The 19,791-nt window shown below is 62.0% G+C and carries 19 protein-coding genes, 4 tRNA genes and 1 riboswitch; of the genes, 14 read left to right on the top strand and 9 right to left on the bottom strand.

Annotated elements, in window-relative coordinates:
• Positions 1–33: 33 nt before the first annotated feature.
• From BB029_RS19330 to BB029_RS19315, 4 genes are all read left to right on the top strand, one after another.
• On the top strand, positions 34–606 hold the full coding sequence (locus tag BB029_RS19330) for a nucleotidyltransferase family protein (RefSeq protein ID WP_065940395.1): 573 nt from the start codon (positions 34–36) through the stop codon (positions 604–606).
• A 68-nt stretch (positions 607–674) separates the two neighbouring features.
• Positions 675–1,115, top strand: coding sequence for a TspO/MBR family protein (locus tag BB029_RS19325; RefSeq protein WP_065940394.1), 441 nt, complete (start codon positions 675–677; stop codon positions 1,113–1,115).
• On the top strand, positions 1,115–2,041 hold the full coding sequence (locus BB029_RS19320) for an alpha/beta hydrolase fold domain-containing protein (protein WP_065940393.1): 927 nt from the start codon (positions 1,115–1,117) through the stop codon (positions 2,039–2,041). Before BB029_RS19325 ends, BB029_RS19320 begins: the two co-directional genes overlap by 1 nt.
• 209 nt (positions 2,042–2,250) lie before the next feature.
• Positions 2,251–2,790: a hypothetical protein gene (locus BB029_RS19315; protein ID WP_074847333.1), complete on the top strand. Its 540-nt coding sequence runs from the start codon at positions 2,251–2,253 to the stop codon at positions 2,788–2,790.
• 243 nt (positions 2,791–3,033) lie between these two features.
• Here BB029_RS19315 and BB029_RS19310 read toward each other — a convergent pair whose 3' ends face one another.
• The 4 genes from BB029_RS19310 to BB029_RS19295 all read right to left on the bottom strand — a co-directional run bounded on the left by BB029_RS19310 (position 3,034) and on the right by BB029_RS19295 (position 7,080).
• Positions 3,034–3,798: an ABC transporter ATP-binding protein gene (locus tag BB029_RS19310; RefSeq protein ID WP_065940392.1), complete on the bottom strand. Its 765-nt coding sequence runs from the start codon at positions 3,796–3,798 to the stop codon at positions 3,034–3,036.
• A complete protein-coding gene (locus BB029_RS19305; RefSeq protein ID WP_065940391.1) occupies positions 3,795–4,799 on the bottom strand; it encodes an iron ABC transporter permease in 1,005 nt (334 codons plus the stop codon). The genes BB029_RS19310 and BB029_RS19305 overlap by 4 nt, the downstream gene beginning before the upstream one ends.
• Entirely contained in the window at positions 4,796–5,806 is a 1,011-nt protein-coding gene (locus BB029_RS19300) for an ABC transporter substrate-binding protein (protein ID WP_065940390.1), read from the bottom strand. Before BB029_RS19300 ends, BB029_RS19305 begins: the two co-directional genes overlap by 4 nt.
• 113 nt (positions 5,807–5,919) lie before the next feature.
• Positions 5,920–6,114, bottom strand: a riboswitch (cobalamin riboswitch).
• Between the two features lie 36 nt (positions 6,115–6,150).
• Positions 6,151–7,080: a DNA/RNA non-specific endonuclease gene (locus BB029_RS19295; protein ID WP_065940389.1), complete on the bottom strand. Its 930-nt coding sequence runs from the start codon at positions 7,078–7,080 to the stop codon at positions 6,151–6,153.
• Between the two features lie 129 nt (positions 7,081–7,209).
• On the opposite strand from BB029_RS19295, the gene BB029_RS19290 reads away from it, so the two are divergent.
• Both BB029_RS19290 and BB029_RS19285 read left to right on the top strand, forming a co-directional pair.
• Entirely contained in the window at positions 7,210–8,271 is a 1,062-nt protein-coding gene (locus BB029_RS19290) for a M4 family metallopeptidase (RefSeq protein ID WP_065940388.1), read from the top strand.
• 14 nt (positions 8,272–8,285) lie between these two features.
• Positions 8,286–8,591 (top strand): protealysin inhibitor emfourin, encoded by a 306-nt coding sequence (locus BB029_RS19285; RefSeq protein ID WP_065940387.1) that lies wholly within the window; start codon positions 8,286–8,288, stop codon positions 8,589–8,591.
• A 2-nt stretch (positions 8,592–8,593) separates the two neighbouring features.
• On the opposite strand, the gene BB029_RS19280 is transcribed toward BB029_RS19285, so the two are convergent.
• The 3 genes from BB029_RS19280 to BB029_RS19270 all read right to left on the bottom strand — a co-directional run bounded on the left by BB029_RS19280 (position 8,594) and on the right by BB029_RS19270 (position 11,881).
• Positions 8,594–8,950: a response regulator gene (locus BB029_RS19280; RefSeq protein ID WP_027604054.1), complete on the bottom strand. Its 357-nt coding sequence runs from the start codon at positions 8,948–8,950 to the stop codon at positions 8,594–8,596.
• A 23-nt stretch (positions 8,951–8,973) separates the two neighbouring features.
• Positions 8,974–10,416: an ATPase domain-containing protein gene (locus BB029_RS19275; protein ID WP_065940386.1), complete on the bottom strand. Its 1,443-nt coding sequence runs from the start codon at positions 10,414–10,416 to the stop codon at positions 8,974–8,976.
• A 73-nt stretch (positions 10,417–10,489) separates the two neighbouring features.
• Positions 10,490–11,881 carry an aldehyde dehydrogenase family protein gene (locus tag BB029_RS19270; protein WP_065940385.1) on the bottom strand — a complete coding sequence of 464 codons (1,392 nt, stop codon included), beginning with the start codon at positions 11,879–11,881 and terminating at the stop codon, positions 10,490–10,492.
• A gap of 103 nt (positions 11,882–11,984) precedes the next feature.
• On the opposite strand from BB029_RS19270, the gene BB029_RS19265 reads away from it, so the two are divergent.
• Positions 11,985–12,857, top strand: coding sequence for a LysR family transcriptional regulator (locus BB029_RS19265; protein ID WP_065940384.1), 873 nt, complete (start codon positions 11,985–11,987; stop codon positions 12,855–12,857).
• Here BB029_RS19265 and BB029_RS19260 read toward each other — a convergent pair.
• Both BB029_RS19260 and BB029_RS19255 read right to left on the bottom strand, forming a co-directional pair.
• The gene (locus tag BB029_RS19260; protein WP_016970937.1) at positions 12,854–13,063 is read right to left on the bottom strand and encodes a hypothetical protein; all 210 of its coding nucleotides are present in this window, start codon (positions 13,061–13,063) and stop codon (positions 12,854–12,856) included. The genes BB029_RS19265 and BB029_RS19260 overlap by 4 nt on opposite strands.
• A 101-nt stretch (positions 13,064–13,164) precedes the next feature.
• Complete coding sequence (locus BB029_RS19255; protein ID WP_027604058.1) at positions 13,165–14,361, bottom strand: amino acid aminotransferase; 1,197 nt, start codon at positions 14,359–14,361, stop codon at positions 13,165–13,167.
• 343 nt (positions 14,362–14,704) lie between these two features.
• Between BB029_RS19255 and uvrB the strand changes: the two genes are divergently transcribed.
• The 7 genes from uvrB to BB029_RS19220 all read left to right on the top strand — a co-directional run bounded on the left by uvrB (position 14,705) and on the right by BB029_RS19220 (position 19,781).
• Positions 14,705–16,720 (top strand): excinuclease ABC subunit UvrB, encoded by a 2,016-nt coding sequence (uvrB, locus tag BB029_RS19250; RefSeq protein ID WP_027604059.1) that lies wholly within the window; start codon positions 14,705–14,707, stop codon positions 16,718–16,720.
• Positions 16,721–16,920: 200 nt separating this feature from the next.
• A complete protein-coding gene (gltX, locus tag BB029_RS19245; RefSeq protein ID WP_005789780.1) occupies positions 16,921–18,402 on the top strand; it encodes a glutamate--tRNA ligase in 1,482 nt (493 codons plus the stop codon).
• A 147-nt stretch (positions 18,403–18,549) separates the two neighbouring features.
• Positions 18,550–18,625, top strand: a tRNA-Ala gene (locus BB029_RS19240).
• Positions 18,626–18,703: 78 nt separating this feature from the next.
• Positions 18,704–18,779, top strand: a tRNA-Glu gene (locus tag BB029_RS19235).
• Between the two features lie 50 nt (positions 18,780–18,829).
• Positions 18,830–18,905: transfer RNA gene (locus BB029_RS19230), tRNA-Ala, on the top strand.
• Positions 18,906–18,984: 79 nt separating this feature from the next.
• A tRNA-Glu gene (locus tag BB029_RS19225) sits at positions 18,985–19,060 on the top strand.
• A 181-nt stretch (positions 19,061–19,241) separates the two neighbouring features.
• Positions 19,242–19,781, top strand: coding sequence for a TetR/AcrR family transcriptional regulator (locus BB029_RS19220; RefSeq protein WP_065940383.1), 540 nt, complete (start codon positions 19,242–19,244; stop codon positions 19,779–19,781).
• Positions 19,782–19,791 lie beyond the last annotated feature (10 nt).

Genomic DNA, 19,791 nt, shown 5'->3' with positions numbered 1-19,791 from the left:
CCCCAGGACCGTACCGATGATGAAGGAGCCCCCATGACATTGACCGTCGACACCCTGCTCGAACTGGCCATGGCCAACCCCATCAACGCCGAAATCACTGCGCGCCTGCCTGACCTTGGTGTGGACCAGTGCATGCTCACCGCGGGCTGCCTGTTCCAGGCGGTGTGGAATCATCAGGCGAATCTGCCGGCTGACCAGGGCGTGAAGGATTACGACGTTTTTTACTTCGACACCGACCTGTCCTACGAGGCGGAGGATGCGGTAATTCGTGCGGCGGATGAACTGTTCAAAGACCTGGGCGTGAATGTCGAGGTCAAGAATCAGGCGCGAGTGCACCTTTGGTACGCTCAGCGCTTTGGTCGGCCTTACCCGCAGTTGCAGTCGGCGCGCGACGGGGTCGACCGTTATCTGGTGGCCGGTACGTGCATCGGCTTGGAGATTGCCACGGGCGACGTGTATGCGCCGTATGGGTTGGAGGACGTGGAACTGGGGATTTTGCGGATTAATCCACTGCATCCGGAACCGGCACTGTTTGAGCAGAAGGCGCGCAGTTATCAGGCGCGGTGGCCTTGGCTGAGGATTGTGGGGTTGGAGATACCGGAATGAATTGGCGCTGAACTTTTAGGTAGGTGTCGCACGTCCAAGCTTCAAATCACTCCCGCCAAGGACAGACGATGACCTTCTTTATCTTCCTGCTTGCCTGCGTCGCCGCCGCCAGTACCGGCGTCATTTTCAAACCCGGCGCCTGGTATGAATCCCTCGTCAAACCCAGCTTCACTCCACCCAATTGGCTGTTCCCGGTGGCCTGGACGATCATCTACCTGCTGCTGGCCTGGGCCGGCTATCGCTTGAGCCTGATCCCCGGCAGTCAAATGGTGCTGGCGCTGTGGGCCGCGCAAATTGCCCTGAATACCCTGTGGACGCCGGTATTTTTCGGCGCGCATCGCCTGCTGGCCGGGATGGTGATCATCGTGTTGCTGTGGATCACCGTGGCGGCGATGGTGGTACTGGCCGTGCGCCTGGACCTGATCACCGGGTTGATCCTGTTCCCGTACCTGGCGTGGCTGTGCGTGGCGGCGGCGCTGAATTTCTCGATCCTGCGTAATAACCGCTGATGGCTCACCAACCGTGGCCCGCCAGCGAGGCGGAACTGGCGCAGATGCGCCGCTTCAATCAGAAGCTCGCCTGGCTGCCGCGCTTCAAGATCCGCAATCGCGTTACGCCGCGTTTGATCCAGGCGCTGTTGCGCGTCAGTCAAACGCTCAAGCGTGCCATACCGGCTGAAAGCCGGATTGTCGACAACGTCCCGGTGCGCATCCTGCGGCCAAACGGCAAGCCCAAGGGCGTGGTGCTGGATATCCACGGCGGCGGCTGGGTGATCGGCAATGCGCAGATGGATGACGACCTCAACCTGGGCATGCTGCAGGCGTGCGACGTGGCGGTGGTGTCGGTGGATTATCGGTTGGCGGTGGATACGCCGGTCGAAGGCTTGATGGAAGACTGCCTGAACGCCGCACGTTGGCTGCTCACGGATGATGAATTTGCCGGGCTGCCGGTGATCGTCGTCGGTGAATCGGCCGGTGGGCATCTGGCGGCGGCGACGTTGCTGGCCCTCAAGCAATGGCCGGAACTGCTCAAGCGCATAAGCGGCGCGGTGCTGTATTACGGCGTTTATGACCTGACCGGTACACCGAGCGTACGCGCGGCCGGGCCTGAAACGTTGCTGCTGGACGGGCCGGGGATGGTGGAAGCGTTGCGCATGCTCACGCCGGAGCTGAGTGATGATGAGCGCCGACAGCCGCCGTTGTCGCCGTTGTATGGCGACTTTGAAGGGCTGCCCCGGGCGTTGATGTTTGTCGGGGAGTTGGACCCGCTCAAGGATGACACGCTGCTGATTGCCGAGCGGTGGCCCAACGCTGAAGCACACCTGTTGCCGGAGTCGGCCCATGGATTTATTCATTTTCCGGTGGCGATGGCGGATGGGGTGTTGGCCTATAGCCGACAGTGGATCACTCAGTGCATTGATGGCGAACAGGCATAACTGTATAGGCGCCTCTCTAAGGCTCACCCATTCCTCTGTGGTGAGCGAGCTTGCTCGCGTTGGGCTACGAAGCAGCCCCAAAACCAGCCAGTGCAGAGTAAGCCCGCGTCCCACAGAAAGCACCGATTCACCACTACCGCCTTATCTTTTATCAGCAGGCCGGGTACCCTCTTTTCTTCAAACATTCCCCCCCAAGCCAAGGAAAGCACGTGAAGATTCTCCAAGGAGCCATCGGTCTATCGGCGCTGTATCTGCTGGCAGGCTGTGGCCAGGTCACCGAAAAAACACTGACGTTCGATGTGCCCTATGGGATGTATGAAACCGTTCTGCGCCAGAACGTCACCGGAACAGGCCAGTTGACCTGCAAGGTCACCACCGACAACCAGGACCGCGGCGAAAAGTGGGTGCCGTCGGTGATTCTCGCGGCGGCCGAGGACGCTGCCGAGGACGACACCCTGTTTCTTTCCAGCTACACGCCCGCCGACAGCGACCAGCGTTTGTTCCAACTGCGCACCTTCAACAAAGCCAAGCCAGTCATCGATACCTTCTTCCATCGGGCCCCCGACCAACGCGGTGTGTATACGTTGCGCCTGACCTGGCAAGCGGACGGCGCCATTGGTTATCAGGTCGCCAGCGGTGGGGCCTGGGAAGAGAGGAAACTCGTCGACAAGCCCGGTTTTTCCGTGCGCCACGTGAGCGTACATGCCTCCGGTATGAAGGGCAGCGCTGTGTGTGAGTTGCGTGAGTGAACGCGCTGACGCTGAGACCGGCGACGGTGACTGATCTGCCGTTCTCCCTGTGGTGAGCGGGCTTGTCCCGCGTTGGGCTGCGAAGCAGCCCCGAAACCAGTCTCTACAGAGTGTCTGATACAGCGCATTCTTCTTGACTGGGGCTGCTACGCAGCCCAACGCGGGCAAGCCCGCTCGCCACAACAGCCTATCTACCACCGCCCCTCCCACAATAGAGTCTCGGGTGAAGTGGACATGTGCTGTTCAGTTAGACCGCAACCGCAGTATCTGCGCCCCATCAAACGGGTCCGTCAGGTAATGCGCCTGCACCCCGAATGTCTCCTGTAGTCGCTGTGGCGTCAGCACCTCCAGCGGCTTGCCCAGCGCGACCAGGCGCCCACGGTCCAGCACGGCCAGGCGATCGCAGGTCAGCGCCTGGTTCAGGTCATGCAGGGCGATGAGGGTGGTCACCGGCAAACCTTGCACGCCTTTCAAAATCGCCAGTTGATGCTGGATATCCAGGTGGTTGGTCGGCTCATCCAGCAACAGGATCTGCGGCCGTTGCGCCAGGGCGCGGGCGATGTGCACGCGCTGGCGTTCGCCGCCGGAGAGGCTGCGCCAGGCGCGGTGGCTCAGGTGGGTGGCGTCCACATCATGCAGGGCCTGGCGCACGATGGCGTCGTCGTCGCCGGACCATGGGCTCAGCGCCGACAGCCACGGTGTACGGCCCAACGCTACGGCGTCGAATACGCGGATGGCGTCGTCGGTGTCGGCCTGTTGCTCCACCACCGCCAGATGTTGGGCGATGGCGCGGCGGGACAGGTCGCCCAGGCGCTGGCCGCCCAGGTGCACGTCGCCGCTGGCCGGTGCGCGCAGGCCGGCGAGCAGTTTGAGCAGGGTGGATTTGCCGGAGCCGTTGGGCCCGACAATCCCCAGGGTTTCCCCCCGCTGAACCTCCAGGTGAATATCCTGCAGCAACTCCGCCTCACGCACCTTGAAGCCCAGGCCGGTGCAACTCAGTACGCTCATCGCGCATTCCTCCGGCCAATCAGGATCAGCGCAAACACCGGCGCGCCCACCAGCGCCGTCACCACGCCGACCGGAATCACCTGGCCCTTGATCAAGGTGCGCGACAACACATCGGCCGCAATCAAAAATAACGCGCCGCCCAGCGCACTGGCGGGCAGCAGGCGTGAATGCCCGGTGCCGAGCAGCAGGCGCACCGCGTGGGGGATCACCAGGCCGACAAAGCCGATGGAGCCGACAATCGACACCATCACCGCCGTCACCAGCGCCGCGCACCCCACCAGCACAACCTGCACGCGGCGTACCGGGATGCCCAGGGACGCGGCCGAATCCGTGCCGAAGGTGAACGCATCCAACGCGCGACGATGCCACAGGCACACCGCCAGGCCGGTGACCGCCACCGGCACCGCCAGCCACACCGATGGCCAGCGCACGCCGCTGAGGTTGCCCAGCAGCCAGAACATGATGCCGCGCGCCTGTTCGGAGCTGGCGGACTTGGTGATCAGGAACGCGGTAAGTGCATTGAACAGCTGCGACCCGGCGATGCCCGCGAGGATGATCTGCCCGGTGCCGCTGGACGAACCGCTGGCCCGCGCCAGCAGGATCACCAGGGCAAACGCCGCCATCGCGCCGACAAAGGCGCCGGCCGACAATGAAATCAGCCCGCCGCCCACGCCCATCAACGCCACCAGCACCGCGCCGGTCGAAGCCCCGGCGCTGATGCCCAGCAGGTACGGATCGGCCAACGGGTTGCGCAGCAACGACTGCAAAATCACCCCGCAGGTGGCCAGCCCCGCACCGCAGGCGGCGGCCACCAGGGCACGGGTGAGGCGGTAGTTCCACACCACGCCTTCATCGATCGGGTCCAGCACGTAACCGGCCGCCCACAGTTTGTTGGCGAGCACCTGTAGCACCACCTGGGGCGAGATGGCGGTTTCGCCGATGGCCACGCCGGCGAGCACGGCGATCAGCAATAGCGCCAGGGCGAGTAAGGTCCGGATCATTGCGGCAGGTCGTAGCCGTCGATGGCCGTGGCCAGGTGTTCAAGGCCGTCGAACATGCGGATGCTGGCCTGCAGCGCCAGGGCGTCGAGGATGATGATGCGGTTGTTTTTCACCGCGTCCATGTTGCGCGTGACCGGGTCGCTGCGCAGGAAGGCGAGTTTCTTTTCATGGTCGTCGGCGGGGTAGCGGCGGCGGTCCATGCGGGCGATCACCAGGAAGGTCGGGTTGGCCTTGGCGAGGGTTTCCCAGCCGACGGCGGGCCATTCTTCATCGGATTGCACCACGTTGTGCAATCCGAGGGTTTCGAGCATGAACTCCGGAATGCCCTTGTGGCCGGCCACGTAGGGGTCGCTGGCCAGCTCGGCGCTGGAGAACCACACCAGCGCGCTGGCCTGCTTGAGGCCTTTGCTCTGCACGGTGGCCACGGATTGGGCCAGGCGCGCCTGGAGCTCATCGTTCAACTGTTGGCCGCGATCCTGTACATCGAAAATCTGCGCCAGCTGGCGGATGCTCTTGTAGATCGTCTCGATACGGAACGGCTCCAGCCGCGTGCCGTCGGCGCCCACCAGGTTGTCCTTGCCTTCGCAGTCGGAGGGCAGCAGGTAGGTGGGAATCTTCAGGTCGTGAAACTGCTCGCGGGTGCCGACCACGCCCTGCGGGCCCACCACCCATTCCAGCTCGGCGGCCACCAGTTGCGGGCGCTTGGCGATTACCGCTTCAAAGCTGGGCTCGTTGTTAGCCAGGCGCTCGATGCGGTCGTTCTGCGCCTTGAACTGCGGCAACACGCTGTTGAACCACAGCGAGGTGCCCACCACGCGGTCAGCCACGCCGAGGGCATAGAGCATTTCGGTGGCGGCCTGGCCGATGGTCACGCTGCGCGCGGGCGCCTGCGGGAAGGTGAGGGTGCTGCCGCAGTTTTCCAGGGTCAGCGGGTAATGCGTGGGGGCGGCGTGGGCCAGGGCGCAGAAACCCAGGCCGCTGATCAGGGCGGTAACGCGTGGCAGCATGAGGCGATCTCCGTGTGAACCGTACGTGGAAACAGGGGAGGTACGGTTCGGAAATACGCCCTCGAACGCTGCCGAACGGGCAGGCAAGGAGGTCCTTCCCGGACACCCCGCCGGTTAGTGATTACTGGGCCGGCAGGTCTCCTGACTGATGCGTCGTCGCCACGCTCCGGCCTTCCCGGACGCGGTCCAGTGGCAGTGGGGAGCAGGCTCGGCACCTACAGTTGCGGGGGCAGTTCCGATTGACGCGGTGTACCGCGCTTCGGATTCCCTATTAGTCCCGTTCGGGAACCGGCGCGGTATGGTAGTTGATTAGGGCGAGGCGATACAGCCCGAAGGGCGCCCGGTCAGAGACGAATATCCTCGGGGCCGCGGATCAGCGCTTCAATTCGCGTGCCCGTGGCGCGCTCTTCGTTGCTGAAACCGTCGTAGTCCGCCAGGTTGGCGAAGCGGATACCGGTCAATTGTTCGATCTGGATCACGCTGCGCTGGTAGGTCCTGACCTGGCCGAACATCAGGTCGAGCTGACCCAGCTCGCGGCTTTGGTCGATCATATAGGCGCTGGCGGAGGGCTTGCCGTCATCGCTGAGGTAGGCCACCACTTTCCAGAACGCCTTGGGGATCCTGATACCACGGTAAAGGCGGTCGTCGTCGGCGAACACCGGGCCGCTGAACACCGTTGCCCGGGCTTTCCAACGTTGCGTGTTATTGAGGATGTAGTCCTCTAGTTCAAGCCAGGTCTTCTGGTTGAACCCGCTCATCTGCGGCGAGCAGTTGGTGAAGTGGAAGGTGTCGAGGTTGGCGGTGTTTGCCGCATCGCCCCAGTTGGGATCCTGGCGCCGTACCAGGTGGCCGCGGTCCAGGCCATTGCTGGCATAGAGCTCTTCGCCCACCTGGGCGCTGATCGGCAGGCGCCCATCGTAGGCCCAGGTGTCGTTGCTGCGGACTATCTCCACATGCTGCCCGCCATCGATATTGACGCCCACGTAGAGCGCCAGTCGTCGGGAACGGGACATCGTCACCGAGAAATGCGTGTAGTCCAAGCGCAGGGGTTGGACGTCATCCGTCAATGCCTCAGCGGCGGTGGGCCAGGGCACTGTGAAGCTGCTGAGAAAGTCCTCGGCGTAGCCGCGTCGGTCCTGTAGATCCTTGGCCGGAGTGACACGGGGCGTCGCCGCCCGGGCTTCCATCAGGGTGGGATTGGTCGCGATCAACGGGCGCAGATCGGCGAGTCGTGGGCGGTGCGCAAGATCGATTTTGGCTTTGCGGGCTGGCATGGGTAAGTCCTCCTTGGATAAACACGACTGCAACATAGATTGATGACAATTGATGACACGGGTTAACCCTGGGGGGCTATCCTCAAACGGTTACCGGAGCTACACCATATGCCAACAGGGAGCCAGCTAATGTGTGATCGCCACTACCGCAACCCGATTTTCTGCCTGATCCCACCGTACATGCTCGACCAGATCGCGCGTCACGGTGATAAGGCCCAGCGCGACATCGCGCTGCGCACCCGCGCCAAGGACAGCACGTTCCGTTCGCTGCGCATGGTCGCAGTGCCCGCCAAGGGGCCGGCCCACATGGCCCTGGTCATGGGTGCCGGCAAACGGCGCTCGATCTACAGCGCCGAAGGCACCGACAGCCTGCCGGGCAAGCTGGTCCGCGGTGAAGGCCAGCCCGCCAGTGGCGACGCCGCCGTGGACGAAGCCTATGACGGCTTGGGTGCCACGTTCGATTTTTTCGAAGAGGTGTTCGACCGCAACTCCATCGACGACGCCGGCATGGCGCTGGATGCCACCGTGCACTTTGGCCAGAACTATAACAATGCGTTCTGGAACTCGACCCAGATGGTGTTTGGCGACGGCGATGGGCAGTTGTTCAACCGCTTCACGGTGGCCCTCGATGTGATTGGCCATGAATTGGCCCACGGCGTCACCGAGGACGAGGCCAAGCTGATGTATTTCAATCAGTCCGGCGCGCTGAACGAGTCACTCTCGGACGTGTTCGGCTCACTGATCAAGCAGTATGCGTTGAAGCAAACCGCCGAAGACGCCGATTGGCTGATCGGCAAAGGGTTGTTCACCAAGAAGATCAAAGGCGTCGCCCTGCGTTCGATGAAGGCCCCCGGCACCGCGTTCGATGACAAGCTGCTGGGCAAGGACCCCCAACCAGGGCATATGGATGATTTTGTCCAGACCTACGAGGACAATGGCGGGGTGCATATCAATTCCGGGATTCCCAACCATGCGTTCTATCAAGTGGCGACCAGGTTGGGCGGGTTCGCCTGGGAGCGAGCAGGGCGTATCTGGTATGACGCGCTGCGCGATGCACGGTTGCGGCCGAACTCGGGGTTTTTGCGTTTCGCGCGTATAACCTACGATATAGCCGGTCGTCTCTACGGCGCGAATCAGGATGAGCACAAGGCGGTCAAGGAGGGCTGGAAAGCGGTTGGCATTAACGTCTGACGTGAGGAACAGCCATGCAAATTTCGATCAAGGAAAACGGCGGGCCGGCGTTTTTTCCGGGTTTGACCAAGCCTCGTACGGTGGAGTTGAACACGTTGCCCGAGCCGGATCAGCAAGAGTTGCGGCAACTGATCGAGGCTTCAAACTTCTTTCAGTTGCCGCAGAGCACAGCCCCAGAGCCCGGAAATCCGGGTCAGGTGCACTACACCCTGACCGTGAAGGAAGGCCAGCAGGAACATACGGTGTGCGTGCTCGCGCCGGTGAAGTCGCAGGCGCTGGATGGGCTGGTGCAGTGTGTGCGCCGGCATATCCGCAGTTGAGGTCACCCCAGCAGTTCCTTCACCTTGGTAATGAGCTTGTTGATGTCGAACGGCTTGTCCAGCACCGCATCGAACAGGTCTGAGCGCTGCATGCCGATATGGGCCTGCGCGCCGCTGATCAGGATAATCGGCAGATGCTTGACGGCCGGCAGCGCGCGCACCGCTTCGGCGAACTCCTCACCGTCCATCACCGGCATCATGAAATCGGTGATGATCAGCGACGGCCGTTCTCGCTCCAGCACCTCCAGCGCCTTTTTCCCATTGCCAGCTGTGACGACCATGAACCCCTCATCTTCCAGTGCGTAGGCAAGGATATCGGCGATCAAGTACTCGTCATCGACGACCAGGATAGTGGCCATGTCAATTCAACCTACCCAAAGACTTAAAAAGCTGAACCAGGCAGCGCTGAATTGGATGCAACTGAGGGGGCATTTCTTGAGACCTTTCTTAAGTCAACGGCTTGGTCACGGATCACCACCTCCAATAATGAGGGGTCATAAAAGCTGTCTCTGACCTTAAGAATGGAAAGCGTCCTTCTAAGTTCAGACTGAATCTCGAAGAAACGCATAAGCATGAGGTTGTCGGCAATGCTCGACAGTTCAGACGCGGGGGAAGTGACCTCCGAGCCGAACAGATCATGCATCTCCCACGTGGCAAACACCGTGACGCCCCTGGCGCGCAGTTCGTTCATCAGTGCGCTGTAGAAGTCGGTGATCCGTGCCGGGTTGTTGGAGACGCGGGTCATGCCGCTCAAGCTGTCGATGAACAGGCGCTTGATGCCCTTTTCCTCGACCAGGCGCAGCAATCGCGCACCCAGCCCGTCCAGCAGGCCTTCGGTGGTGGGCTGCCAGGCGATGGTCAGTGCGCCACTGTCTTCCATCTCCTGGATATCGATGCCCAGGGATTGGCCTTTGAGCCGCAGGCGCTGAGGGCTTTCGTAAAAGCCGAAGTGCAGGCCGGGGGCGTCTACCGTCGATTCCGAGAGGAACTTGAGGCCCAGGGTGGTCTTGCCAATGCCCGACGGCCCCATGACCAAAGTCACGCTGGAACTGTGCAGCCCGCCGCCGAGGATGCCGTCCAACGAGCCGATACCGCTGGCGATGCGCGTCAGGTCGGCGCTGTCGGGCGCGGACGGCCGGCCATAGAGGCTTTCCAGGCGCGGGTACACCACCAGGCCGTCGTCGTTGATTTCACACTCGTGCAGGCCGGTGAGCGCGCCGCTGCCGCGGGTCTTGCGCAACTGGATACGGCGCACGGAACGGGTGCCGAACAGTTCCTCGCCCATTTCGATCACGCCATCGACCATAGTGTGCTCGGGGCTGCCGTCATCCAGGCGTGAGCTGGTGAGGAACAACACCGTGCAACCGGCGAAGGCGGCATGCCCTTGCAGTTCGGAAATGAATTTTTTCGTGTCGATCGGCGAGTCAGCCTTTGAGCGCGCGTTCAACAAGCCGTCCACCACCATGACGGTGGCCCTCTGCCTGCTGATTTCACGCCTGAGCAGCTTGACCACTTCGTCGAGGCCTTCGTTTTCCAGGGTGTCGAAGGCGCTGACGAACTGGATTTCGGCGCCGACACGGGAGGCGTCAAAAAAGCTCAGGGTAGAGAGGAACTGGAAAAGGCGGTCGTGGGATTCCGCCAACAGCGTGGCAACCAGGACTCGGCCGCCATTACGCGCGTGATGAAACCCCAGCTGGTTGGCAAGGATGGTTTTACCTGAGCCGGGGCGGCCCTGAATGATGTAGGACGCCCCAGACACCAGCCCTCCCTTGAGCAGAGCGTCCAGCCCTTCGATTCCGCTTTGAAGGCGATTTAGCTTTTCCACAGTGCGATCCTGACCCTAAAAACATGCTGTTAAGCCGAGTGGACAGAATGCTAACGCCATTTGTTCACTGCTGCTACTTGCGATCCAGCCATACGGTCTGCGCATTGCAGAATTCGCGCAGGCCAAAATGCGACAACTCGCGCCCGAACCCGCTCTTCTTCACGCCGCCAAACGCCACCCGAGGGTCGGACACGCTGAACGCATTGATGAAGATCCCGCCGGTGTCCAGCTGGTTGGCGATGTCGCGGGCCTTGACCGGGTCGGTGGTGAAGAGGCTGGCGGTGAGGCCGAACTCGCTGTCATTGGCCAGGGCCACGGCGTGGTCGACGTCGCGGGCGGTGATGATCGAAGCCACGGGGCCAAACAGTTCCTGTTTGAACGAAGTCATCTGGTCGGTGACGTCGGCCAGTACGGTCGGCTCATAGTAGTTGGCGGCACCGGCGACTTTGTGGCCGCCCAGCAGCAGGGTGGCGCCTTCTTCCAGGGTGGCCTGGACCTGGCCGTGCAGCTCGTCGCGCAGGTCGAAGCGCGCCATCGGGCCGACGTAGGTGCTGGCCGAGGTCGGGTCGCCCATCACCAGCGCGCGGCTGGCTTCGACGAACTTGGCGGTGAAGGCGTCCACCACACCGGCCTCGATGATCAGGCGCTTGGCGGCGGCGCAGACCTGGCCGCTGTTCTGGAAACGACCGATCACGGCGGCCTGCACGGCGGCGTCGAGGTCGGCGTCGTTGAGTACGATGAACGGGTCGGAGCCGCCCAGTTCCAGTACGCATTTCTTCAGCGCGGCACCGGCCTGGGAGCCGATGGCCATGCCGGCGCGTACGCTGCCGGTGAGGGTGACGGCGGCGATGCGCGGGTCGGCGATGGCAGTGGATACGCCGTCCTGGGTCACGTTGATCACTTCGAACAGGCCTTCAGCGAAACCGGCTTTCTGCAACGCCGCTTTCATCAGGTAGGCGCTGCCCATCACGTTCGGCGCGTGTTTGAGCACGTAGGTATTGCCGGCGAGCAGGGTCGGCACGGCGCCGCGCAGCACTTGCCATACCGGGAAGTTCCACGGCATCACGGCGAGGATCGGGCCCAGGGGGCGGTATTCGATCCGGGCGCTGCCGTTGTCCACCAGGGTGGGTTCTGGGGCCAGCATGGCCGGGCCGTGGGCGGCATACCACTCGCTGAGCTGGGCGCATTTTTCGATTTCGGCGCGGGCCTGGGTGATGGGCTTGCCCATTTCCAGGGTGATCATCTGCGCCATTTCTTCGGCTTGATCGCGCAGGGCGCCGGCCAGGGCCAGCAGCAATTCGGCGCGCTGGCTGACCGGCTCGCGGCGCCAGGTGCGAAAGGCTGCGGTGGCACGGTCGAGGGCGGCGTCCAGTTGCGCGGCGTTTTCGTAGGCGTAGCTGCCGACTGTTTCGCCGGTGGCGGGGTTGATCGACAGGGCGTGGGTCTGGTGGGAAATAGCGTTCATGGCACCGTCCGGCTGAATGAGTGGAATGGGGTCAGCCTACGGGGATGCATGTTTTCTGGAAACTGAATAATATTAAGCAATACATTCACGATTGGAGAATGACTTGGACCTGGTGCAGCTGGAAATCTTCAAGGCCGTTGCCGAGCAAGGCAGCATCAGCGCCGCCGCGCAGTTGATTCATCGGGTGCCGTCGAACCTGACCACGCGCATCAAGCAACTGGAGCAGGATCTGGGCGTGGAATTGTTTATCCGCGAGAAGAGTCGCCTGCGCCTGTCGCCCGCCGGGTGGAATTTCCTCGGTTATGCGCGGCGTATTCTCGACCTGGTGCAGGAAGCCCGCGCGACGGTGGCGGGGGAGGAGCCCCAGGGCGCGTTTGCTCTCGGCTCCCTGGAAAGCACGGCGGCGGTGCGCATCCCGGCGCTGCTCGCGGCCTACAACCAGAAGCACACCAAGGTCGAGCTGGACCTGAGCACCGGGCCTTCAGGCACGATGATCGAGGGCGTATTGTCGGGGCGGCTGGCGGCGGCGTTCGTCGATGGGCCGGTATTGCATGCCACCCTGGAAGGCGTGGCGGTGTTCGAGGAGGAGATGGTGGTGATTGCGCCGCTGCACCACGCGCCTATCAGCCGTGGGCAGGATGTGAACGGGGAGAGCATCTACACCTTTCGCTCCAACTGTTCCTACCGGCACCATTTCGAGCGCTGGTTCGCACAGGACGGCGCGGTGCCGGGGAGGATCTTCGAGATGGAGTCCTACCACGGCATGCTCGCCTGTGTCAGCGCCGGGGCCGGCCTGGCGCTGATGCCCCGCAGCATGCTGGAAAGCATGCCGGGGTTTACCACGGTGAGCGTGTGGCCGCTGACGGACGGTTTTCGCACACTGCATACCTGGCTGATCTGGCGCCGGGGTACGGTGTCGCAGAGTTTGAACAGTTTTGTGAAGTTGCTGGAGGAGCAAGCTGTGGCGTCAGCCTAGCCGCCGAACTGGAAGGTGCCCATGGCCAGCTTGGCCATGATTGCCGTCGCGCCCAACTGCACCAGCCACAAGGCTAATCCACCCAGGAACACCCCGAGCGCCACCTGCAACACCAGGCTTTTCTGGCGCTTGGCTTGGGGCGCGCGCGGGGTGTAGTCGTGCAGTTCGTCGCGGTCGGCGCGCAGGTCCAGGTCGTCGTTTCTCATAGGGCTCTCACAGCAAAGGGGCGATCAGGGTTCAGTCTAGTGGGTTCGCCAATAAAAAGGGGGAAGCCATCGGCTTCCCCCTTCGTATGACGCCGTCAGGCTTATAGAACCTGAACAATCGCCTTTGTTACCGCAGCAATGTTCGACTGGTTCAACGCCGCCACGCAGATACGCCCGGTATCCAGCGCGTAGATACCAAACTCGCTGCGCAGGCGGGTGACTTGCTCAACGGTCAGGCCGGAGTAGGAGAACATCCCGCGCTGGCGACCGACGAAGCTGAAGTCGTGGCCCGGAGCAGCCTTGGCCAGCTCGGCAACCATCTGCTCACGCATGCCACGGATGCGCAGGCGCATCTCGGCCAGCTCGGCTTCCCACTGGGCGCGCAGTTCAGGGTTGTTGAGCACCGCGGCAACAATCGCTGCGCCGTGGGTTGGCGGGTTGGAGTAGTTGGTGCGGATCACGCGCTTGACCTGGGACAGGATGCGCGCGCTTTCTTCCTTGGAGTCGCCGACGATGGACAGCGCGCCCACACGCTCGCCGTACAGGGAGAACGACTTGGAGAACGAGCTGGAGACAAAGAAGGTCAGGCCCGATTCGGCAAACAGGCGCACGGCGGCGGCGTCTTCGTGGATACCGTCGCCAAAGCCCTGGTAGGCCATGTCGAGGAACGGCACCAGGTTCCTGGCCTTGACCACGTCCAGCACGTTCTGCCAGTCGGCCGGGCTCAGGTCGACGCCGGTCGGGTTATGGCAGCAGGCGTGCAGCACCACGATGGACTGGGGCGGCAGGGCGTTGAGGTCTTCGAGCAGGCCGGCACGGTTCACGTCGTGGGTGGCGGCGTCGTAGTAGCGGTAGTTCTGCACCGGGAAGCCGGCGGTTTCGAACAGGGCGCGGTGGTTTTCCCAGCTCGGGTCGCTGATGGCAACAACGGCGCCTGGCAGCAATTGCTTGAGGAAGTCTGCACCCAGCTTCAGGGCGCCGGTGCCGCCTACCGCTTGTACGGTGGTGACGCGGCCAGCGTTCAGCAGTGGCGATTCAGCGCCGAACAGCAGGGTTTGCACGGCCTTGTCGTAGGCCGCGATGCCGTCGATCGGCAAGTAGCCACGGGCGGCGTGTTGCGCCACGCGAATGGCTTCCGCTTCGGCAACGGCACGCAAGAGTGGAATCTTCCCCTCCTCGTTGCAGTAAACGCCCACGCCAAGGTTGACCTTGGTGGTTCGTGTATCGGCGTTGAATGCTTCGTTGAGGCCCAGGATTGGATCGCGTGGTGCCATTTCGACAGCGGAGAACAGGCTCATTTTTGCGGCAGCTCTATGGGGGAAGGGAGGGACGTGTCGCGCTCCAGCCGAATGCACTAGAGCGGTGCACAAACGGGGAGCTAGTATAGAGGCCATCACCGCTGAGGGCGACAACCGAAACGGCTTTTCGGCCAAGTTTTTCGGTTTATTTGCCGACCGTTAGTCTTATTGCAACATGGATCAATGACGGCAGGCGGGACGATTGCCTTGAAACCCGTCACATTCGCCACCACTTCTACAGCTATCATGGTTTTTTCCTACGACCCGCTCTGAAACTTCGCGGGTTGTGGTCTTTTTCGTCCCCGACGGGTTTACAGTCTGGGGTGACTTCAAGAGGTACGTTATGTCGGATTTCCAACTAGTCACCCGCTTTGAACCTGCCGGCGACCAGCCCGAGGCCATTCGCCAGATGGTCGAAGGCATCGAGGCCGGCCTGGCGCACCAGACGCTGCTCGGGGTGACCGGTTCGGGCAAGACCTTCAGCATCGCCAACGTGATTGCGCAGATCAACCGCCCCACGCTGGTGCTGGCCCCGAACAAGACCCTGGCCGCGCAGTTGTACGGCGAGTTCAAGGCGTTCTTCCCGAACAACGCGGTGGAATACTTCGTTTCCTACTACGACTACTACCAGCCCGAAGCGTATGTGCCGTCCTCCGATACCTTTATCGAGAAGGATGCGTCGATCAACGACCATATCGAGCAGATGCGGCTGTCGGCGACCAAGGCGTTGCTGGAGCGCAAGGACGCGATCATCGTCACCACGGTGTCGTGCATCTATGGCCTGGGCAGCCCGGAAACCTATTTGAAGATGGTGTTGCACGTCGACCGCGGCGACAAGCTCGACCAGCGCGAGCTGCTGCGCCGCCTGACCAGCCTGCAGTACACCCGCAACGACATGGATTTTGCCCGCGCCACTTTCCGCGTGCGTGGCGATGTGATCGACATCTACCCGGCCGAATCCGACCTGGAGGCGATCCGCATCGAGCTGTTTGACGATGAAGTCGAGAGCCTGTCGGCCTTCGACCCGTTGACCGGCGAGGTGATCCGCAAGTTGCCGCGTTTCACCTTCTATCCGAAAAGCCACTACGTGACCCCGCGCGAAACCCTGATGGGCGCCATCGAGGGCATCAAGGTCGAGCTGGCCGAGCGCCTGGAGTACCTGCGCGCCAACAACAAGCTGGTGGAAGCCCAGCGTTTGGAGCAACGCACGCGCTTTGACCTGGAGATGATCCTCGAGCTGGGTTACTGCAACGGCATCGAAAACTACTCGCGCTACCTCTCGGGCCGTGAGTCCGGCGCGCCGCCGCCGACCCTCTACGATTACCTGCCCGACGACGCGCTGCTGGTGATCGACGAGTCCCACGTCAGCGTGCCGCAGGTGGGCGCCATGTATAAGGGCGACCGCTCGCGCAAGGAAACCCTGGTGGAGTACGGCTTCCGCCTGCCGTCGGCACTGGATAACCGGCCGATGCGCTTCGACGAGTGGGAAGCCATCAGCCCGCAGACCATCTTTGTCTCCGCTACGCCGGGCAACTACGAGGCCGAGCATGCTGGCCGTGTGATCGAGCAACTGGTGCGTCCCACCGGCCTGGTCGACCCGGAAATCGAAATCCGCCCGGCGCTGACCCAGGTCGACGACTTGCTCTCGGAAATCACCAAGCGCGTGGCGCTGGAGGAACGGGTGCTGGTCACCACGCTGACCAAGCGCATGTCCGAAGACTTGACCGACTACCTCGCCGACCACGGCGTGCGCGTGCGTTACCTGCACTCGGACATCGACACCGTGGAGCGCGTGGAAATCATCCGCGACCTGCGCCTGGGCACCTTTGACGTGCTGGTGGGCATCAACCTGCTGCGCGAAGGCCTGGACATGCCGGAAGTGTCGCTGGTGGCAATCCTCGATGCGGACAAGGAGGGCTTCCTGCGTTCCGAGCGCTCGCTGATCCAGACCATCGGTCGTGCGGCGCGTAACCTCAATGGCCGGGCGATTCTCTACGCGGACCGCATCACCGGTTCCATGGAGCGGGCGATTGGCGAGACCCAACGCCGTCGCGACAAGCAGATTGCCTTCAACCTGGAAAACGGCATTACGCCCAAGGGCGTGTTCAAGGACGTTGCCGACATCATGGAAGGCGCCACCGTGCCGGGCTCTCGCAGCAAGAAGCGCAAGGGCATGGCCAAGGCCGCCGAGGAAAGCGCCAAGTACGAAAACGAACTGCGCTCGCCGAGTGAGATCACCAAGCGGATTCGTCAGTTGGAAGAGAAAATGTACCAGTTGGCGCGGGACCTGGAGTTCGAGGCCGCGGCGCAGACGCGCGATGAGATTGGCAAGTTGCGCGAGCGGTTGCTGGCTGTCTGATCTGCGGTGGCTGGACTGGCCTCATCGGGGGCAAGCCCCCTCCCACACTTTGACTTGTGAACACCGTCAAATGGGGGAGGGGCGGTGCGACGATTCGACTTGCCCCCGATGGCTGCGCCTCGGTTTTCCAGAAATCACCCAGGCTGTTACCATTCGCCCCTTGTTTCAATTTCAGTTATATCGCCCATTCGAGACCTGCCATGACCACCGTCCGCACGCGCATCGCGCCATCGCCTACTGGGGATCCCCACGTCGGCACTGCCTACATCGCCTTGTTCAACTACTGCTTTGCCAAGCAGCACGGCGGTGAATTCATCCTGCGGATCGAAGACACCGACCAACTGCGCTCCACCCGCGAGTCGGAACAGCAGATTTTCGATGCCCTGCGCTGGTTGGGTATCACCTGGGCAGAAGGCCCGGACGTCGGCGGCCCGCACGGTCCGTATCGCCAGAGCGAGCGCAGCGACATCTACAAGCAGTACACCCAGCAGCTGGTCGACATGGGCCATGCGTTCCCATGCTTCTGTACCGCTGAAGAGCTGGACCAGATGCGCGCCGAGCAACAGGCCCGTGGCGAAACCCCGCGCTACGATGGCCGCGCATTGCTGCTGTCGAAAGAGGAAGTGGCTGCCCGCCTGGCCGCCGGTGAACCTCACGTTATCCGCATGAAGGTGCCGAGCGAAGGCGTGTGCGTGGTGCCGGACATGCTGCGCGGTGACGTCGAGATCCCGTGGGACCGCATGGACATGCAGGTGCTGATGAAAACCGACGGCCTGCCGACGTACTTCCTGGCCAACGTGGTCGATGACCACCTGATGGGCATCACCCACGTATTGCGCGGTGAAGAATGGCTGCCGTCGGCGCCGAAGCTGATCCTGCTTTACGAGTACTTCGGTTGGGAACAGCCGCAGTTGTGCTACATGCCGCTGCTGCGTAACCCGGACAAGAGCAAGCTGTCCAAGCGCAAGAACCCGACCTCGGTGACGTTCTACGAGCGCATGGGCTTCATGCCCGAGGCGATGCTCAACTACCTGGGGCGCATGGGCTGGTCGATGCCGGACGAGCGCGAGAAGTTCTCCCTGCAGGAAATGGTCGATAACTTCGACCTGTCCCGCGTGTCCCTGGGCGGGCCGATCTTCGATATCGAGAAACTCTCGTGGCTCAATGGCCAGTGGTTGCGTGATCTGCCGGTGGAAGAGTTCGCCAGCCGCGTGCAGCAATGGGCCCTGAACCCTGAATACATGATGAAGATCGCGCCGCTGGTGCAGGGCAGGGTGGAGACGTTCAGCCAGGTCGCACCGTTGGCCAGTTTCTTCTTTGCCGGTGGCGTTAACCCGGATGCCAAGTTGTTCGAATCGAAGAAACTCTCTGGTGACCAGGTTCGCCAGTTGATGCAACTGATCCTGTGGAAGCTGGAAAGCCTGCGCCAGTGGGAGAAGGACGCGATCACTGCGACGATCCAGGCGGTGGTGGAATCCCTGGAGTTGAAATTGCGCGATGCCATGCCGCTGATGTTTGCCGCGATCACCGGGCAGGCCAGTTCGGTGTCGGTGCTGGATGCGATGGAAATTCTCGGCCCGGACCTGACCCGTTTCCGCCTGCGCCAAGCCCTTGATTTGCTTGGTGGTGTATCGAAGAAAGAAAACAAAGAGTGGGAAAAACTGTTGGGCGCTATCGCTTAAGCAGTCCGTTGCAGCGACGAAACCCAGGTTTTCCGGGGTTTCGTCGGTAAGTGATTGTTATCCCGGCAAAAAACTTTGGAAAATGTTGAAAATAAATTTGACACCTTTCCAAACCGCCATTAAGATTCGCCCCGTCCTCACCGATGAGGGGCTATAGCTCAGCTGGGAGAGCGCTTGCATGGCATGCAAGAGGTCAACGGTTCGATCCCGTTTAGCTCCACCAATTTACAGGTTCAAGGTCTGGCCACACCGTCCTTGAATCGATCAGCTCTCAGCGCTGGTCAGCTGTACAGAAGGTTTTGTCCCCTTCGTCTAGTGGCCTAGGACACCGCCCTTTCACGGCGGTAACAGGGGTTCGAGTCCCCTAGGGGACGCCAGTTTCAACAAGCAGTTCGAAAGGTCTGCTGCGCCGCGAGGCGAAAAATCCGGGGCTATAGCTCAGCTGGGAGAGCGCTTGCATGGCATGCAAGAGGTCAACGGTTCGATCCCGTTTAGCTCCACCAATTTACAGGTTCAAGGTCTGGCCACACCGTCCTTGAATAGATCAGTTATCAGCGCTGATCAGGTGTATAGAAGGTTTGTGTCCCCTTCGTCTAGTGGCCTAGGACACCGCCCTTTCACGGCGGTAACAGGGGTTCGAGTCCCCTAGGGGACGCCACGATTACCCGCTCTGCGGGATTTTTAAGGGTCATTCAATTATTGAATGGCCCTTTTGTTTGTCTGGCGTTTGGCCAATTCTCTCCCCCATTCCCTTTGCTTTGCTGACCAGTGGTCATGCTTGTCGCTTGCCAAATATTATTATGGTAATAATATTCAACCCATGAAAGTTGGAGGCAATGATGAGCGATAAAAAAGCGCAAACCCGCGAACGTATTCTGCAAGCCGCCAGCGCCGCATTGATCCAGCGTGGTCCGGCCGAGCCTAGCGTGGGCGAAGTCATGGGCGCGGCGGGGCTGACCGTCGGTGGTTTCTACGCGCACTTTGAAAGCAAGGACGCCTTGATGCTGGAGGCGTTCACCCAGTTGTTGGCGCGGCGGCGTGCATCTATCGACGATATGGACGCACAGCTGACGGGAGAGGAGCGCAGGGGCCTGGTGGCGGCGTTTTATCTGTCACGCAAGCATCGCGATTCAACAGTCCAGGCATGCCCGATCCCGGCCACCGTGGGCGAGATGGCGCGGCTGCCGGACGCCTTCCGCGAGGCGCTGAGCGAGCATGTGGAACTGATGGCGGCGCAGCTTGCCGCGAGTCCCGAAGACACTGACAAAGCCTTGGCTGATATGGCGTTGATGATCGGCGGGCTGGCCTTGGCGCGCGCCCTTGGGCCGGGCGAGTTGTCGGACCGAGTGTTACGCGCGGCCAAGTCGGCTGTGCGCTAGAAGAGGGTGC

Source organism: Pseudomonas sp. S3E12, assembly GCF_001702295.1.
Lineage (GTDB): Bacteria > Pseudomonadota > Gammaproteobacteria > Pseudomonadales > Pseudomonadaceae > Aquipseudomonas > Aquipseudomonas marginalis.
The sequence above is the reverse complement of the archived record's forward strand: the minus strand, read 5'-3'. Positions and strand labels throughout refer to the sequence as shown.